Annotated in this window: 17 protein-coding genes; 16 read left to right on the top strand and 1 reads right to left on the bottom strand. The window is 68.8% G+C overall.

The features are described 5' to 3' along the window. Positions 1–70: 70 nt before the first annotated feature. From GV007_RS01665 to GV007_RS01590, 16 genes are all read left to right on the top strand, one after another. Positions 71–454, top strand: a complete 384-nt coding sequence (locus tag GV007_RS01665; RefSeq protein WP_160070721.1) for a VOC family protein — start codon at positions 71–73, stop codon at positions 452–454. Positions 455–500: 46 nt separating this feature from the next. Beyond that, positions 501–884 carry a DUF4342 domain-containing protein gene (locus tag GV007_RS01660; protein ID WP_104241981.1) on the top strand — a complete coding sequence of 128 codons (384 nt, stop codon included), beginning with the start codon at positions 501–503 and terminating at the stop codon, positions 882–884. A gap of 94 nt (positions 885–978) precedes the next feature. Continuing rightward, positions 979–1,686, top strand: a complete 708-nt coding sequence (locus tag GV007_RS01655; RefSeq protein WP_236558235.1) for a helix-turn-helix domain-containing protein — start codon at positions 979–981, stop codon at positions 1,684–1,686. Positions 1,687–1,826: 140 nt separating this feature from the next. Continuing rightward, positions 1,827–2,324 carry a 2-oxo-4-hydroxy-4-carboxy-5-ureidoimidazoline decarboxylase gene (uraD, locus tag GV007_RS01650; RefSeq protein WP_160070720.1) on the top strand — a complete coding sequence of 166 codons (498 nt, stop codon included), beginning with the start codon at positions 1,827–1,829 and terminating at the stop codon, positions 2,322–2,324. Next, entirely contained in the window at positions 2,321–2,674 is a 354-nt protein-coding gene (gene uraH / locus GV007_RS01645) for a hydroxyisourate hydrolase (RefSeq protein WP_160070719.1), read from the top strand. The genes uraD and uraH overlap by 4 nt, the downstream gene beginning before the upstream one ends. Before the next feature lie 2 nt (positions 2,675–2,676). Next, on the top strand, positions 2,677–3,594 hold the full coding sequence (gene pucL / locus GV007_RS01640; RefSeq protein WP_160070718.1) for a factor-independent urate hydroxylase: 918 nt from the start codon (positions 2,677–2,679) through the stop codon (positions 3,592–3,594). Positions 3,595–3,699: 105 nt separating this feature from the next. Beyond that, entirely contained in the window at positions 3,700–5,235 is a 1,536-nt protein-coding gene (locus GV007_RS01635; protein ID WP_160070717.1) for a nucleobase:cation symporter-2 family protein, read from the top strand. Positions 5,236–5,328: 93 nt separating this feature from the next. Beyond that, positions 5,329–6,156 (top strand): NAD-dependent epimerase/dehydratase family protein, encoded by an 828-nt coding sequence (locus GV007_RS01630; RefSeq protein WP_160070716.1) that lies wholly within the window; start codon positions 5,329–5,331, stop codon positions 6,154–6,156. A gap of 50 nt (positions 6,157–6,206) precedes the next feature. Next, the gene (locus GV007_RS01625; RefSeq protein ID WP_160070715.1) at positions 6,207–6,998 is read left to right on the top strand and encodes a helix-turn-helix domain-containing protein; all 792 of its coding nucleotides are present in this window, start codon (positions 6,207–6,209) and stop codon (positions 6,996–6,998) included. A 254-nt stretch (positions 6,999–7,252) separates the two neighbouring features. Beyond that, entirely contained in the window at positions 7,253–8,290 is a 1,038-nt protein-coding gene (locus GV007_RS01620; protein ID WP_104332837.1) for an iron-siderophore ABC transporter substrate-binding protein, read from the top strand. Further along, positions 8,287–9,333 (top strand): FecCD family ABC transporter permease, encoded by a 1,047-nt coding sequence (locus GV007_RS01615; protein ID WP_201297538.1) that lies wholly within the window; start codon positions 8,287–8,289, stop codon positions 9,331–9,333. Before GV007_RS01620 ends, GV007_RS01615 begins: the two co-directional genes overlap by 4 nt. Further along, the gene (locus GV007_RS01610) at positions 9,330–10,442 is read left to right on the top strand and encodes a FecCD family ABC transporter permease (protein ID WP_160070714.1); all 1,113 of its coding nucleotides are present in this window, start codon (positions 9,330–9,332) and stop codon (positions 10,440–10,442) included. Before GV007_RS01615 ends, GV007_RS01610 begins: the two co-directional genes overlap by 4 nt. Next, positions 10,439–11,299 carry an ABC transporter ATP-binding protein gene (locus GV007_RS01605; RefSeq protein ID WP_160070713.1) on the top strand — a complete coding sequence of 287 codons (861 nt, stop codon included), beginning with the start codon at positions 10,439–10,441 and terminating at the stop codon, positions 11,297–11,299. Before GV007_RS01610 ends, GV007_RS01605 begins: the two co-directional genes overlap by 4 nt. A 55-nt stretch (positions 11,300–11,354) precedes the next feature. Next, a complete protein-coding gene (locus GV007_RS01600) occupies positions 11,355–11,816 on the top strand; it encodes a LexA family protein (protein WP_236558234.1) in 462 nt (153 codons plus the stop codon). 1 nt (position 11,817) lies between these two features. Continuing rightward, a complete protein-coding gene (locus tag GV007_RS01595) occupies positions 11,818–13,140 on the top strand; it encodes a Y-family DNA polymerase (RefSeq protein ID WP_160070711.1) in 1,323 nt (440 codons plus the stop codon). Between the two features lie 195 nt (positions 13,141–13,335). Beyond that, positions 13,336–14,928: an HNH endonuclease signature motif containing protein gene (locus GV007_RS01590; RefSeq protein ID WP_160070710.1), complete on the top strand. Its 1,593-nt coding sequence runs from the start codon at positions 13,336–13,338 to the stop codon at positions 14,926–14,928. Between the two features lie 230 nt (positions 14,929–15,158). Here GV007_RS01590 and GV007_RS01585 read toward each other — a convergent pair whose 3' ends face one another. Beyond that, positions 15,159–16,856 (bottom strand): glycoside hydrolase family 13 protein, encoded by a 1,698-nt coding sequence (locus GV007_RS01585; protein ID WP_160070709.1) that lies wholly within the window; start codon positions 16,854–16,856, stop codon positions 15,159–15,161. Positions 16,857–16,920 lie beyond the last annotated feature (64 nt).

Genomic DNA, 16,920 nt, shown 5'->3' with positions numbered 1-16,920 from the left:
TGCGCCGTCGACGCGCCGGCATCCACCGGTCTCGGCCGAACGGCACACCAGGGGAATCAGGGGCATCATCATGGTTGAGTACCGCATCGAACTCGTCGGCGTTCCCGTCGCCGACGTCGACCGCTCGCGCGCCTTCTACGGCGAGACGCTGGGGTGGCCGGTCGACCACGACCAGGTGGTGAGCGACGAGATCCGGTTCGTGCAGGTGACTCCTCCCGGCTCCGCCTGCTCGATCGCCTTCGGTGTGGGCATCAGCGACATGCCAGCAGGTTCGCTGCGTGCGCTTCAGTGCGTCGTCGCCTCCATCGAGGAGGCGCACGCCGACCTCGAGAGCCGAGGCGTCGCCGTGAGCGACATCGACGAGCAGGCGTGGGGGCGCTTCGTCTACTTCGCCGACCCTGACGGCAATTCCTGGTCCATCCAGGAGCTGCCCGACTACTCCAAGATGGCCTGACCCAGTTCCAACGAACGCAAGATCACCGACGAAAGGGATGCACCACATGACGGAAAAGAAGAGCGGCTACGAAGAGTTCAAGGTCTCCGGGGAAAACCTCCTCGGCAAGGTCAAGGAGCTCATCCACGAGGGCAACGTGCGTCGCGTGTTCATCAAGAACGACGACGGCACGACACTCCTCGAGATCCCCCTGACCGCTGGCCTCGCCGTCACCGTCGTCGCCGCGGCACTCGCCCCGGTGCTCGTCGCGGTGGGTGCGATCGCAGCACTCGTCACTCAGGTGACGGTCGGCGTCGAGCGCCGCGGCCCTGACTCCACCGACCGTGCGGGAAGCTCGGCCGACACCGACGGTGTGCCGAAGAGCGACGTCGTCGCGCCTGCGCCCGCCGCGGAGGCCACTGACCCGGACCTGGGACCGACGACGGCGTAGCTCGTCCTTCACACCGCCGGAGCTCCGGCTTCCGGCGGTGTGAAGCTCGCGCTTGCTACTCTGTGGGTTCCCAGAGCCGAGAGGCGCGTGACCAGTGCGAGAACCAGAGACCGTCACCCCCAGGTCTGACGCGGAGATCGCCGCTGCTTCGACGCTCGCCGATCAAGCGGGGGACGCCGCCGAGCTGGGTGCCCGGCTCCGCGTGCTCCGCGAGGAGGCCGGCCTCTCCCTCAGGGAGCTGGCAAGGCGCCTCGACATCTCCGCCAGCGCCGTCTCGCAGATCGAGCGTGGAGTCATGCGGCCGAGCGTGAATCGGCTGATCGCGATCGTCGGCGAGCTGGGCGCCTCCATCACGGATGTCTTCGCGGGCGGCACCGGCGCGCATGCCGAGCGTTCGAGCTTCGGCAGCTACAGCCTGCTCCGGCGGGGCGAGATCGCTCCCGTGGTGCTCGAGAACGGCGTGATCTACCGCCGCCTCTCCGGCTCGCGCACCTCGGGCATCGACCATTTCGAGTCGACCTTCCCGCCCATGACCTCCGCCTCTGCGGGCGACGCGAACTCGTTCGCGACCCACACGGGCGTCGAGTCAGGGGTCGTCATCTCCGGCGAGCTCACGGTCGAGGTGCACGGCGATACCGTGACCCTGCGTGCCGGGGATTCCATCACGTACTCCTCGGAGACACCGCACCGCGTGAGCAACCGCTCCCCGGAGCCGTGCGTCGCGAACTGGGTCATCGCCAGGGCCCCGCACTCCGACCCGAGCGACCCGCTGTTCTCCGAATCGCACACCGCGCGCAGCTGACGGCAGCTCGCCCCGTCGCTGAGGCGAACTCGTCGGCGGCGTTCTCGAAACGCATGGAAACCTCTCTTTTACCTCGCTGAAATCTCCGACGGGGCGTGAAGGGATAGCTTTACGGTTATCCGCCACGGAGGGATCTGCCTGTGCTCATCAACGACTACAACCGGCTCAGCGAAGCCGATGCAGCCGACTTCGCCGCGACGCTCGTCGCAATACCCGCCTTCACGACTGCGCTGGTTGAATCGCGACCGTTCGCGTCGAAAGCCGCCATGCGAGAGCGCGCCGCCGATGCGGCGGCCGCCTGGAGCCAGACTGAGGTGCAGCTCGCGCTGTCCGGCCACCCGCGCATCGGCGAGCGTGCCAGCGCCGCCGAACCGGGCGCCGGGCACTCCGCCAGGGAGCAGGGGGCGGTCGCCGCCGCGGGCGATGAGCTCCGCGAACGCATCGCCGAGGGCAACCGCCGATACGAGGCGCGCTTCGACCGCATCTTCCTCGTTCGAGCCGCGGGCCGCTCCCCCGCCGAGATCCTGGAGCAGCTCGAGGCGCGCCTCGAGAACGACGACGACGCGGAGCTCGCTGTCGTCGCCTCGGAACTCCGTGACATCACCCTCCTCCGCCTCGACGAATCGGTGACCGAATGACCAGCCGGATCACGAGCCACGTGCTCGACAGCTCCGTCGGACTGGCCGCAGCGGGTGTGCGCATCCGCCTCCGGACGCTCGACGGCCGGGAGCTGGCGCAGGCGGTGACGGATGCGGACGGCCGCGTCACCGACCTCGGGCCCGCGGCGCTCCCCGCTGGCACCTACGAGCTCCTGTTCGAGACGGGCGCGTACTTCGCCGAGCGCGGCGTCGCGACCTTCTACCCGCACATCACGGTGGCGATCACCGTCGCGAGCGCACACACCGCGCCCGGAGAAGGCGACCCGCCGCACTACCACGTGCCGCTGCTGCTGAGCCCATTCGCCTACTCGACCTACAGGGGGACCTGACCATGACCGACGTCACCGTGAGTCTCGGCGCCAACAAGTACGGCAAGGCGGAGAACCGCCTCGTCAGGATCACCCGTGACACCGATCGCCACGAGATCGAAGACCTCAACATCACCAGCCAGCTCCGCGGAGCGGCCCTCGCCGGGTCCTACCTCGACGGCGACAACTCGCTGGTCGTCGCCACCGACACGCAGAAGAACACCATCTTCGCGTTCGCCCGCGAACACGGGGTCGGCTCGCCGGAGAGCTTCCTCCTCAAACTCGGCTCGCACTTCGTCGACGCGTTCGAGTGGATCGAGGGCGGCCTGTGGCAGGCCGAGCAGTTCGAGTGGGAGCGCATCCGCGTGGACGGCGCCGAGCACGACCACGCCTTCGTGCGCAAAGGCAAGGCGACCCGGCTTGCAACCGTGCAGAAGATCGACGGCGCGACCCACGTGACGGCCGGGCTCAAGGACCTGACGGTGCTCAAGTCGACGGGCAGCGAGTTCCACGGCTTCCCGCGCGACAAGTACACGACCCTCGCGGAGGCGACCGACCGCATCCTCGCGACCTCGGTCACGGCGCGCTGGCGCTACACGCCAGAGGCCGTGGATGCGGAACCCGACTACAACGCCCTCTACGACGCGATCTCGGCGGTCCTGATCTCGACGTTCGCGACCGTCCACTCCCTCGCCCTGCAGCAGACCCTGTGGCAGATGGGCAAGGTGGCGATCGAGCAGTTCCCTGAGATCGCGGAGGTCCGCTTCGCAATGCCGAACAAGCACCATTTCCTCGTCGACCTCTCCCCGTTCGACCTGGACAACCCCGGCGAGGTGTTCTTCGCCGCCGACCGCCCCTACGGCCTCATCGAGGGAACCGTCATCCGAGACGGCGTCGCACCGGCGCCCGAGGCCTGGGCAGACACGCCCGGGTTCATCTAGGGGCGCGTCGGCCATCGAGCCGGCGCCTCCGCACACCCTCAGCTCAGCGCTCCTCCCAGCTCCCGCGTGGCAGCGCTGCTTGACGACCCCAAGAGAGGTCAGCTCATGTCTCCCGAGTCCCGCAAGAGCCCAGCGCCTTCAACCCCTCCGGCAGCGTCTGCGTCCGCGTCACATTCACCGGATGCTCGCCCAGAGGACGAACGGCTCAGCCCAGGCAAGACCGTCGGCTACGGCGTCCAGCACATCCTCGCGATGTTCGGCGGCGTCATCGCCGTACCCCTCATCGTGGGCGGCGCCGCCGGCCTCGACGTCGGCCAGAAGGCGCTGCTCGTGGCCTGCGCGCTCTTCGTCAGCGGCGCGGCGACCGTGCTGCAGACCATCGGGGTGCCGTACTTCGGCTCGAGGCTCCCCCTCGTGCAGGGAATCTCGTTCGCGGCCGTCTCGACCATGCTCGCCATCATCGGCAGCAACGGGGAGACCGGACTCCAGACCGTGTTCGGCGCCGTCATCGTCGCGAGCGCCATCGGCCTCATCATCGCCCCGTTCTTCGCCAGGATCGTGCGGTTCTTCCCACCCGTCGTGACCGGATCGATCATCACCGTCATCGGCCTCTCCCTCATGCCCGTCGCGGCGCGCTGGGTGACGGGATCCGACCCGACCGCCGAGGGCTTCGCATCCGCCGACAAGATCGGCCTCGCCTTCCTCACCTTCGCGGTGGTGCTCATCCTGAGCAAGATCCGCGCCCTCTCCCGGCTCGCCGTGCTGCTGGGCCTCGCGATCGGCACGGTCTTCGCGCTCTTCCTCGGCCAGGCCGACTTCGACGCCGTCGGGTCCGCGTCGATCTTCGCGTTCCCGCAGCCCTTCGCCTTCGGCATGCCGATCTTCGAGATCGGCGCCATCGTCTCCATGACGATCGTGATCCTCGTCATCATGGTCGAGACGACGGCAGACGTGCTGGCCGTCGGAGAGGTCGTCGGAACGAAGGTCGATTCGCGCCGCGTCGGCGACGGGCTGCGCGCCGACATGCTGTCTTCACTCATCGCCCCCGTGTTCAACTCGTTCCCCGCGACCGCCTTCGCGCAGAACGTGGGACTCGTCGCCCTGACCGGCATCAAGAGCCGCTTCGCCGTCGCGGCCGGAGGCGGGCTCCTGATTCTCCTCGGCCTCTCCCCCATGGCCGCCGCCGTCTTCAGCGTCATCCCGAGCCCCGTGCTGGGCGGCGCGGGCATCGTGCTCTTCGGCAGCGTCGCGGCCAGCGGCGTGCGCACCCTCTCGAAGGTCGACTACACCGGCAACAACAACATGATCATCGTGGCCTCGTCGCTGGCCTTCGGGCTCATCCCAGTCGTCTCGACGCAGTTCTGGCACGCGTTCCCCGACTGGTTCGTCACGATCTTCGACTCGGGCATCAGCTCTGCGGCGATCGTCTCGGTGATCCTGAACCTGTTCTTCAATGTGTGGCTGCCCGGCACCCCGGAGCAGCCGTCGAACCTGGCAGCCGCACCCGCGCTCCGGGTGCAGACAGAGGAGCTGCGAGTGCTGAAGTCCGGCGGCTCGCTCGACGAGCACTCCTACGAGCGCAACCCGACGCCCGTCGAGCAGGGCACCCGCGCCCGTCCGTCGGGGCCGGACGAAAGCTGAGGATGCGGTCGGCGGGTGCGACCGCCCGGAATGACTCCGACCCTGCCGAGGTTGCACCCGAGTGTCCAGTTCGACACAGCGGAAGGCAACAACATGAAGGTGTTCCTGACCGGAGCGACCGGCTACATCGGCTCGGCAGTCCTGCGCGCGCTCCTCGCGAACGGCCACGCCGTGACCGCCGCGGTGCGCAGCGAGGAGAAGGCGGCGCTCGTTCGAGAGACAGGCGCGAAGGCGATTGTCGTCGACCTCACCGACCGGGCTGCGCTCGCCCCACTGCTCCGCCAGGCGGAGGGCGTCATCCACACCGCATCGGCGGCAGACGTCGACCCCAGCTTCGTGCCCATCGTGCTCAACGAGCTGGTGCACTCCCCGACGCAGTTCTTGCACACGAGCGGCATCTGGCTGTTCGGCGACAACTCGGCCATCACGGAGGAGTCCGAACCCGACGCACCCGAGATCGTGTCGTGGCGCATCCCCATCGACCGCCAGGTCATCAACAGCAACGTCAACACCGCGATCATCGCACCCGCGGTCGTCTACGGCGGGCAGGGGGGCGTCACCCAGCTCCTCGCAGGTGACGGGTCCGGCCCCGTGTCCCTCGTCGGCGACGGCCGGCAGCGGTGGACACTCGTCCACGTCGACGACCTCGCTGAGCTGTACGTGCGGGTCCTCGAGAAGGGCGCCGCCGTCGGCTACGTGATCGCGGCCAGCGGCGAGAACCCCACGGTTCGCGAGATCGCATCGTCAGGGCACGGCACGGTCGAGCTCGTGGAGGAGACACCGGATGCGAGCCGCGAACGGCTCGGCGCCCCCTTCGCCGACGCGCTCCTGCAGGATCAGGCCGCGACCGGGCAGTACGCGCGAGACGCCTACGGGTGGGCGCCGACGTCCGGAGACTGGCTGAAAGCCGAGCACGACTGAACGACGACCGCCGTGCGGGTGGCATCTGCTCGGCTCCGTAGGCTGGTGCCATGAGCACTCTCGGCGCTCCGGAGGTCGACCGGAGGAGCCTGCCCCTCTACGAGGCAGGCTCCATCGACGTGCCGTACGTCATCGACGGCATGAACGAGGCGATCGAGCGGAACACCTTCTGGGAGGAGCACTCCCACCCCACGCACGAGCTCATCTGGAACACGCGGGGCGCGTCCTCGCTGACAGTCGGCCCACGCACGTGGACGATCACGCCGGCCGTCGGCCTCTGGATCCCCGCCGGAGTCAGGCACACGGCGTGGACGCCGGCCGGCACCTGGTACCGGACGGCGATGTTCAGCGTGCAGACGACGGCACCCATCGCCGACGAACCCGTGGCGGTCGACGTCACCGACCTGCTGCGCCTGCTCCTCGACCGCCTCGCGGAGCCCGGACTCGACGACGCGTCCCGGGCGACTACCGAGGCGATGGTGCTCGACGTGCTCACCCCCTCACCCCATGAACTGCTGCTGCGCATTCCCGACTCTCCCCTGCTCGCTCCCATCGTCGAGGCAGTCAGCGCTGATGTCCGCGACGCTGGGACACTCGAGGAGTGGTCGGTCGAGCTCGGCGTGAGCGCCCGCACGATCACACGCCAGTTCCAGTCGGAGACCGGCCTGGGCTTCAGCCGCTGGGTCGCCACGGCTCGCATCCAGCGTGCCATCGTGCTCCTGACTGACGGGGAGAGCATCGACGACGTTGCGGTCGCCGCGGGGTTCCGGTCGGCGAGCGCCTTCGGCACCGCGTTCCGTCGGGTCACGGGGATGAGCCCAGGGCGGTTCCGGACTCAGTAGCACTGGCGGGCCGAACCGGCTGCCAAACGCGACCACACCCACCACACGGTGTCCGTTTCGCGAAGAAATGTGTCGGTTCGCCTCGATTGCAAACACGACGTGCGTCGCTTAGCTTTGGTAAGGCACTCCTAACAGGGCAAGCTCTCGGCCCTGCACGGCTGCCGCTGACTTCGACACCGCACCCCGCCTCTCCGCCGCCAGACGGCGTTCATCGGCGTGCGCAAAAGGCTCAGCTCCCCCCTCGAAAGGACACCATGCCCCGCGCTTCCAAGCTCGTCGCCCTCGCCGCGACAGCGCTGCTCACGGCAGGCCTCGCCGCCTGCTCGACCACCCCCTCAGCCGGCACGAACGCGGAGCCGGGCGCAGCGAGCGGCGACTTCACGCCGATCACCATCGAGCACGCCCTCGGCACGACGGAGATCACCGAGAAGCCCGAGCGCATCGCCACGGTCAACTGGGCCAACCAGGAAGTGCCCCTCGCCCTCGGCGTCGTGCCCGTCGGCATGGCCAGGGCCGACTTCGGCGACGACAACGGCGACGGCATCCTCCCCTGGGTGAGCGAGAAGCTCGAAGAGCTCGGCGGCGAGACCCCAGTGCTCTTCGACGAGACCGACGGCGTCGACTTCGAGGCTGTCGCGGACACGAACCCCGACGTCATCCTCGCCGCCTACTCGGGCCTGACGCAGGAGGACTACGACACCCTCTCCGAGATCGCACCCGTCGTCGCCTACCCGGAGACGGCCTGGGCGACCTCGTGGCGCGACATGATCCGCCTCAACAGCCAGGGCATGGGCCTCGAGGCCGAAGGCGACGCGCTCATCACCGAGCTCGAGGGCGAGATCGAGGCGACGGCGGCCAAGTACCCGGCCATCCAGGGCAAGAAGACCATGTTCCTCACCCACGTCGACGAGACCGACCTCAGCCAGGTCAGCTTCTACACGACGCACGACACCCGCAGCGCCTTCTTCGAGGACCTCGGCATGACGTTCCCGCAGAGCCTCGTCGACGCGTCGGCATCGACCGACCAGTTCTCGCAGACCATCAGCGCCGAGCAGAGCGACACGCTCGCCGACGTCGAGATCATCGTCACCTACGGCGGCGAGGAGCTCGTCCAGACCCTCCAGGGCGACCCCGTGCTCTCGCAGATCCCCGCCGTCGCCAACGGCTCGATCGTCAATCTGCCAGGCACGGAGCCGCTCGGCACGGCCGCGAACCCCACGCCGCTGTCCATCTCGTGGATCCTCGACGACTACGTCGCGCTCCTCTCGCAGGCAGCAGAACAGGTCAAGTGACCCAGACCGCTCCTCCCGTAGCCGCCGGGGGTGTCGCCATCGTGCGACGCCCCCGGCGGCTGCGGGCGTTGTGGTTCCTCCTCGCGATCGCCTCGCTCGGCGCGCTCATCGTGGTGTCCGTCATGATCGGATCGCGCGACGTGAGCTGGGCGGATGCGGTAGCAGCCCTCGGCGGATCGACGAACGGCTTCGACGAGGCGGCCGTCGCGAAACGCATCCCCCGCACCTTCCTCGCCGTCGCCGTGGGGGCCGCCCTCGGCGTCTCAGGCGCCGTCATGCAGGGCGTCACCAGGAATCCGCTCGCAGACCCGGGCATCCTCGGCGTCAACATGGGCGCATCCCTCGCCGTCGTGACGGGAATCGCCTACTTCGGCCTGGCCTCCGCGTCGAGCTTCATCTGGGTCGCCATCTCCGGCGCGGCCCTCGCGGCCGTCTTCGTGTACGTCGTCGGCTCGCTCGGGCGGGGCGGCGCGACGCCCCTCAAGCTCGCCCTCGCCGGTGCGGCGACGTCGGCCGCGCTCGCGTCCTTCGTGACCGCCATCATCCTGCCTCGGGGTGACATCAGCCAGAGCGCCAGGTCGTGGCAGATCGGCGGCGTCGGCGGAGGCACCTGGGACAGCATCTCGCAGGTGCTGCCGTTCCTCATCGTCGGCTTCCTTGTCAGCCTCGCCTCAGCGAAGGGCCTCAACTCGCTTGCCCTCGGCGACGATCTCGCCGCTGGACTCGGCGAACGCGTCGCGCTGACGCGCGGCGCGGCGGCCCTCGGCGCCGTCGTGCTCTGCGGCGCCGCCACCGCCGTCACGGGTCCCATCGCGTTCGTCGGCCTCGTCGTGCCGCACGCCTGCCGGCTCATGTTCGGCGTCGACCACCGCTGGGTGCTGCCCTTCTCCGCAGTCGTCGGCGCCTCCCTGCTGACGGGGGCGGATGTGCTCGGCCGCATCCTCACCCGCCCGTCCGAGATCGACGTGGGCATCATCACGGCCATCATCGGAGCCCCCATCTTCATCTGGATCGTCCGCCGCTCGAAGGTGCGTGCCCTATGACCGCGACCCGTCCTTCGGGCTCGGCCGCGCCAGCCTCATCGCCGACCTCGCTCGCCCCCGCCTCCCCGAACTCCGTCATCGAGGCGACAGCCCGCGCCGTCGCGCGTAGCCGCGGCCGACGCAACGCGCGGCGCCGACTCCTCATGCTGGTGCTCGTCACCCTCATCCTCGTCGTCTTCGTCGTCTCGCTCATGGTCGGACAGACCTTCTACAGCCTCGACCAGGTCATCGCCGTCGTGCTGGGCCAGGACGTGCAGGGTGCGACCTTCACAGTCGGGCGGCTCCGGCTCCCGCGTGCCGTGCTCGCGATCCTCGCCGGACTCGCGTTCGGCCTCGCCGGCGTCACCTTCCAGACGATGCTGCGCAACCCGCTCGCGAGCCCCGACATCATCGGCATCTCCTCCGGCGCCAGCGCGGCCGCCGCCTTCGGCATCGTCACGCTCTCGCTGGGCGCGAGCGAGGTGTCCTTCTTCGCGATCTTCGTCGGCCTCGGCGTCGCCATCCTCATCTACGTCCTGTCGTTCAAGGGCGGCGTCACGGGAACGCGCCTCATCCTCATCGGCATCGGCATCGCGGCCATGCTCGACAGCATCACCAACTACGTGCTCTCGCAGGCCGCTCAGTGGGACCTCCAGGAGGCGCTCCGCTGGCTCAACGGCAGCCTGAACGGCGCATCCTGGAACGCCATCCTCCCGGTCGCGATCTCGATCCTCGTGCTCGTCCCGATCCTCCTCGCCCAGAGCCGCAGCCTCTCGGCCACGCAGCTCGGCGACGACACCGCAGCAGCCCTCGGGGTTCGCGTCAACCGCACGAGGCTCGTCGTCATCGTCACCGCCGTCGGCGTGCTCTCCTTCGCGACAGCCGCTGCAGGCCCCATCGCCTTCGTCGCGTTCCTCGCCGGCCCGATCGCCGCCCGGCTCTTCGGCGGCGGCGGATCGCTCCTCATCCCCGCCGGACTCGTCGGAGCCCTCCTCGTGCTCGTCGCCGACCTCGTCGGCCAGTTCCTCCTCGGCACCCGATACCCCGTCGGCGTCGTGACCGGCGTGCTCGGTGCGCCGTTCCTCATCTACCTGATCATCCGCACGAACCGCGCGGGAGGCTCGCTATGACCGCAGACCACACCCTCATCGTCGAGCAGCTCAGCCTGGGCTACGGCGACCGAGTCGTCATCGACGAGCTCGACCTCCTCGTGCCGCCAGGCAAGGTCACGGCGATCGTCGGCGCGAACGCCTGTGGCAAGTCGACCCTGCTGCGCTCCATGTCGCGGCTCCTCGCACCTCGCGACGGGCAGGTCCTCCTCGACGGCAAGGAAGTGCACAAGACACCCGCGAAGCAGCTCGCGCGTATCCTCGGGCTCCTGCCCCAATCCCCCATCGCCCCCGAGGGCATCACGGTCGCCGACCTCGTCGGCCGCGGCCGCCACCCGCACCAGAGCATCCTCTCCAGGTGGAGCCACGACGACGACCTCGCCGTCGCCGCCGCCCTCGAAGCGACAGAGACGACGGCTCTCGCCGACCGCCACGTCGACGAGCTCTCCGGCGGGCAGCGGCAGCGAGTGTGGATCGCGATGGCCCTCGCCCAGCAGACCGACCTGCTGCTGCTCGACGAGCCGACGACCTTCCTCGACGTCAGCCACCAGATCGAGGTGCTCGATCTACTCACCGACCTCAACCAGTCCCGCGGCACGACCATCGTCATGGTGCTCCACGACCTCAACCTGGCAGCGCGCTACGCGGACCACCTCATCGCGCTCGCCGACGGCGGACTGCACGCAGCGGGCGAACCCGGCGACGTCCTCACAGTCGACACGGTGCGCGCCGTCTTCGGGCTCGAGAGCCTCGTCGTGCAGGACCCCGTCTCCGGCCGGCCACTCATGGTGCCCATCGGTCGCCACCACTCGGCGGATGCATCCGTCACGCATCCCGAAGGTTCATCCGCGACAATTGGGGCTCGAACACACGCGTGATCGAGCGGGACCACACCCCGCTCCCTCCGCCGAGACGAAGGACAGGGTGCCGACAGTGAGCGATGCAGGCGTCGAGATCCTCGCTCCCCTCGGGCACCCGGAAGAGGTCGAACCGGGCAGCACGCCCAATGCGCAGCTCCCGGAACGCGCAGACGAAGCAGTCCCAGCCGGCTTTCCCTCACCCGCCCAGGGCTACTACTCCGGCCCCGTCGACCTCAACCGGCACCTCATCAACGACCCCGCCGCGACCTTCATCGTCCGCGTCAGCGGCGACAGCATGATCGGGGCCGGCATCTTCGACGGCGACGAGATCATCGTCGACCGCTCCCTCGAACCGCACGACGGCAACGTGGTCATCGCCGTCGTCGACGGCGAGCTCACCGTCAAGCGCCTACGGTTCGAGCACGGCCGCGTGCGCCTCGCGCCCGAGAACCCCGCATACGCCGACATCGTGCTCGAAGAGCTCAGCGAACTCACCGTGTGGGGCGTCGTCACGAGATGCCTCCACCGTGTCTGAGATGACGGACCCGACGCACGACTCGACCCAGGCATCGACGCAGGAGCTCCGGCAGTCCGCGATCGCCATCGTCGACGCCAACAACTTCTACGCATCCTGCGAGCGCATCTTCGACCCCAGCCTCGAAGGCAAGCCCATCGTCGTGCTCTCCAACAACGACGGATGCGTCATCGCGCGCTCCGAGGAAGCGAAAGCCGTCGGCATCCCGATGGGCGCCCCCTGGCAGGCCATCGCCCCGGAAGCCGCGATGAAGGGCGTCGTCGCCCGCTCCAGCAACTACGAGCTCTACGGCGACATCAACGCCCGCACCATCGAGCTCCTCGGCCGCTACACGCCATCGCAGGAGGTGTACTCGATCGACGAGAGCTTCATCCGGCTGCCAGACGACCGCCGGGAGGCCCTCGCCGTCGCCCGCGAGATCAGGGTGGCGATGCGGAAGCTCATCGGCATCCCCGTCAGCATCGGGATCGCCCCAAGCAAGACGCTCGCCAAGCTCGCCAACCGCGGCTCCAAATCCGAACTATCGCTTGGAGGCGTCTGCCACCTCGGCGCTTACGGGCGAGAGCAGCTCAGCGGGATTCTCAGCACCATCGACATCGGTGACGTCTGGGGCGTCGGCCGCAAGATGGCCGCGAAATACGTGGGCCTCGGCATCCGCACCGCCCTCGACCTCCGCGAGTCCTCCCCCACCGCCATCCGCCGCCGCTACGGCGTCGTCCAGGAGCGCGTCGTCCAAGAGCTGCGCGGCATCGACTGCCTCCCCATCGACGAGGTCCCGTCGGAGCGCGAGCAGATCCAGTTCTCCCGCTCCTTCGCAGTCCCCATCTCCACGGTGCAGGAACTCGAAGAGGTGCTCTCCGTGTACACGCAGCGCGCATCGGCTCGGCTCCGCGCGCAAGGCTCGCTCACGCGGGCCATGAGCTGCTACGCCGCGACCTCGCCCTTCCGCGAAGGGCACGAGTCGCACGCCGTGTCCGTCGCCTTCCCGGAACCCACCGACGACCCGGTCGTGCTCTTCCGTGCCGCCGCCACCGCCCTCGGCCCGCAGCTGCGAGCCGAGCTGAAGTACGTGCGCGTCGGCGTCTCGCTCTTCGAGTTCGTCGCGCGAGACTCGTACGCGGCACTCGACATCTTCGACGAGCGCGGCGAAGACAGGCGCGTGGGCGAGGCCCTCGACGCCGTCGCCGCGAAGTTCGGCCAGGAATCGCTTGGCCTCGGCATCGCCGGCCTCCGCAGTGGGCGGAGCTGGACTATGCGGCGCGACATGGTCTCACCCCGTGCAACCACCCACTGGGACGAGCTGGCGGTCGTCAAGGCGGAGTGAGTGGCGAAGTTTTGGGTTAACGTGAGTTCTGGTTTTGCACCTGCTCCGAATGGAACACATGTACCAATAACTACTTGCTTAAGTGCCCGTCAGGTCTGTGGATAGACTCACTGAACCGCGAGCCGCAGTCCATGCGCTCCGAGAAAGTTATCCACCACCCTCTCGAATGTCGGTGGTCGTTCGTAGACTTTGGGCATGCAGCAACGCGACAGACACGAGGGGTCAGGGGCCGAGGCGAGCCCGGTTCCGGATCCGGGGTTTGACCCTTCGGACCCGGCCTCCGTCGCGGCTCGCCGCTCGGAGATCCTCGCGATGGAGGAAGCGGCCGCAGCGATGCTCGCGGCCGGCGCCGCCCTGCAACTGCGAGCACACGCCGCCGCGTACGACTTCGGGCACGCCCTCGATGTCGCTGAGGGATGCGCGGAATCCGCCATGCACGTGCGATCGATCGCGAACGAGGTCGGCCTGCTCGTGAAGCTCGCCGCCGGCACCGCCCAGGGACACCTCGCGACAGCATCCGTGACGCTGCGCGAGTTCCCGGCCCTCGCCCTCGCGCTCGAGAGCAATGCTGCGACGCCCGCTCAGGTGCACAAGCTCGTCGAGACCGGCCTGAAGGTCAACCACGACGACCCGGCCGAGCAGACCCACCGGCGGGGAGAGTTCGTCCAGGTCATGCTGGAGCGCGTGCGCCGAGAGCCGCTCCCACCGGCAGCGCTGCAGAAAGCGGCCGAGCGCGTCGCGGAAGAGCTCACCGGGGAGTCCATCGATCAACGCCACGAACGCGCCAAGAAACGGCGCCGCGTGAGCGTCGAGGACCTCGGCGACGGCATGAGCATCCTGCGAGTGCTCATGAGCTCCTTCCTCGCGCACGCGATCCGCGACCGCGCACGCAAGCAGAGCAAAGCCATCATCAAAGCCCGCCCCAAACCGGGCACCAATCAGACCGGCCAGGCCGGCGAAACCGGTCAGACGGGCGAGCCGGGCGAGCTGGGCGAGCTGGGCGAGCTGGGTGAGCTGGCAGACGCGGTTGCGCCGGATGAGCGCACCCTCGACCAGGTCATGTCCGACGTCATCGCGGACCTGCTCCTCACCAGCGACCCCACCATCTCCAGCGCAGCGAACGGCATCCAGGCCACCACCCACGTCAGCATCCCCATCACGACACTCCTCACCGACACCGACACCGACACCGGCGCGGACAGCGGCGGCCCGACCGACGCCGGCAGAGATAGCCGCCCTCGCCGCGCGCCAGCGCTGCTCGAGGGCATGTCCCCCATGCCCATCGAAGACGCGAAACACCTCGCCGCGACCGCACCCGCGTTCGTCCGCCTCCTCACCCACCCCATCACCGGAGCAATCCAAGCCGTCGACGCCTACACCCCCACCGCGGCCATGCGCGCCTTCCTCCAAGCCCGCGACATCCACTGCCGCTTCATCGGCTGCCGCCAACCCGCCACGAACTGCGAACTCGACCACACCATCGACCACCAATACGGCGGCAAAACCGCCACCTGGAACCTCAGCGACTTCTGCAAAAACCACCACATCATCAAGCACCACACCGCCTGGACCGTCACCCAACACGACGGCGGCACCCTCGAATGGACCACCCCAAGCGGAAAAACCTACGTCGACCACCCCGAACCCCACGGCCCCACCTTCACACCCACCGACCAACTCTTCAGACCAGCGGACGAGCCCCCAGGGCCCAACTCGAGTGAGCGCTCGGCCCCTGAAGAAGACCCGCCGCCGCAGCTCGGCCAAGCCTCCAGCGCGCCGCCGTTCTGACCAGGCGAGGCGACCCGCGGGCGACGCGCTGCCTCCACGAAGCGCGCTCGCAAAGGCGCGCCCTCGCTCGTGTGGCGAGCGAGGGCTCACCCAAGTGGCAGTCGCGAGTAGCTTCTCGCTTCCCCCTACTTCCTACTTCCTACTTCCTACTTCCTACTTCACGCTTCCCGCCGCCTGCCGACCACCGGCCAGCAAGTACCAGCTCCCGATTCCGGGCGACCGACCCCCGACTAGGCCGGGCGACGCACCCACGCGGTCGTCTCGCCCGCCAAGTCTGTGCCACTGTCGAGGTCGCTGCGCAGCAGCACCTCAGCGTCAGCGCCAAGGTCGAACGGCTCGGACCCGAAGTTCGTCACGATCTCCCAGCCGTTCGGGCGGGCGAAGCGAAGCACGTCCGCTCTCCCGCTCGGCAGCCACTCGAGCTGCTCCCCGCTCTGCAGCTCGTGCCGCAGCGCGAGGGCCTTCCGGTAGAGCGCAAGCACCGAACCGGCGTCCTCTTCCTGGAGCTCGACCGCCGACGCGCCGAACCATCCGGGCTGGGGAAGGTGCGCATCCGCTTCCCCGAACCCGAACGATCGACCCTCGGCAACCCAGGGCAGAGGAACACGGCAGCCGTCGCGGCCGATGTCGACGCCGGGGTTGCGGAAGAACGTGGGGTCCTGGCGGTCCGAGTCCGGGATGTCGGCGACCTCGTGGAGCCCGAGCTCCTCACCCTGGTACAGGTACGCAGAACCCGGCAGCCCGAGCGTGAACAGAGTTGCCGCCCGCGCCCGACGCAGCCCGCCCTCCGCGTCGAGCACAGGGTGCTCGCCCCCCGAGAGCAGCCACTCCGAGCCGTGCTTCACGACCGGGTGACCCTTCTCGCTGCGCTCCGGATGCGGCAGTCCGTAGCGCGTCGCGTGACGCACCACGTCGTGGTTCGACAGCACCCAGGTGGTCGACGACCCGGAGCGCTCCGCGAGCTCGAGGTTGTCGGTCACGATGCTCGAGAACTGGCGGGCATCGAAGTCGGCCTCGAGGAGGTCGAAGTTGAACGCCTGACCGAGCCCCTCCGGGCTCGCGTAACGCGGGCGGCGGTCACGCTCGACCCACGCCTCGGCGACGGCCGTCCGCGGTGGGTCGTAAGAGTTGAAGACCTTGCGCCACTCGGCGTAGACCTCGTGCACGTCGTCACGGTCGATGATGGGGTGGTTGCCGTCGAAGGGCAACGCGTCGAGCACCGCCTTCGACGGCAGCTCGCCGCTGAGGTCCTTCGTCAGCATGTGGGCGACGTCGATGCGGAAGCCGTCAACGCCTCGGTCTGACCAGAACCGCAGGGTGTGCAGGAAGTCGGCCCTCACCTCGGGGTTCGCCCAGTTGAAGTCGGGCTGCTCGACCGCGAAGTTGTGGAAGTACCACTGGCCGTCCTCGACACGATGCCAAGCCGGTCCGCCGAACACCGACTCCCAATCCGTGGGCGCCTCCGCCCCGTCCGGCCCATTGCCGTCGCGGAAGATATAGCGGTCGCGCTCCGGGGAGCCCGGCCCAGCGGCGAGAGCCGCCTGGAACCACTCGTGCTGGTCGGACGAGTGGTTCGGGACGATGTCCACGATCACGCGGATCCCGGCCACGTGCAGGGCGGCGACCATGCGGTCGAAGTCCTCGAGCGTGCCGAGGCGGGCATCCACGTTGCGGTAGTCGGCGACGTCGTAGCCGCCGTCGGCAAGCTCAGACGGATAGAAGGGGCTGAGCCAGACGGCGTCGATGCCGAGCGCCTGCAGGTACGGCACCTTCGCGGTGATGCCCGGCAGGTCGCCGAGCCCGTCGCCGTTGGCGTCCGCGAAGCTGCGCGGATAGATCTGGTAGACCGCCGCCTGACGCCACCAGTCGGCGTCCTGCGGGCGGGCGCGGGTGAGGACGTCGGTCTCTGCGGAGAAGGTCGAGCTCATAGTTGGGTATTCCTCGGGTTGTTGGTGGTCTGTGGCTGAGAGAGTTCTGGGTTCGGGAGGGCTC

The sequence above is a fragment of the Pseudoclavibacter sp. 8L genome, assembly GCF_902506465.1.
GTDB lineage: Bacteria > Actinomycetota > Actinomycetes > Actinomycetales > Microbacteriaceae > Pseudoclavibacter.
The sequence above is the reverse complement of the archived record's forward strand: the minus strand, read 5'-3'. Positions and strand labels throughout refer to the sequence as shown.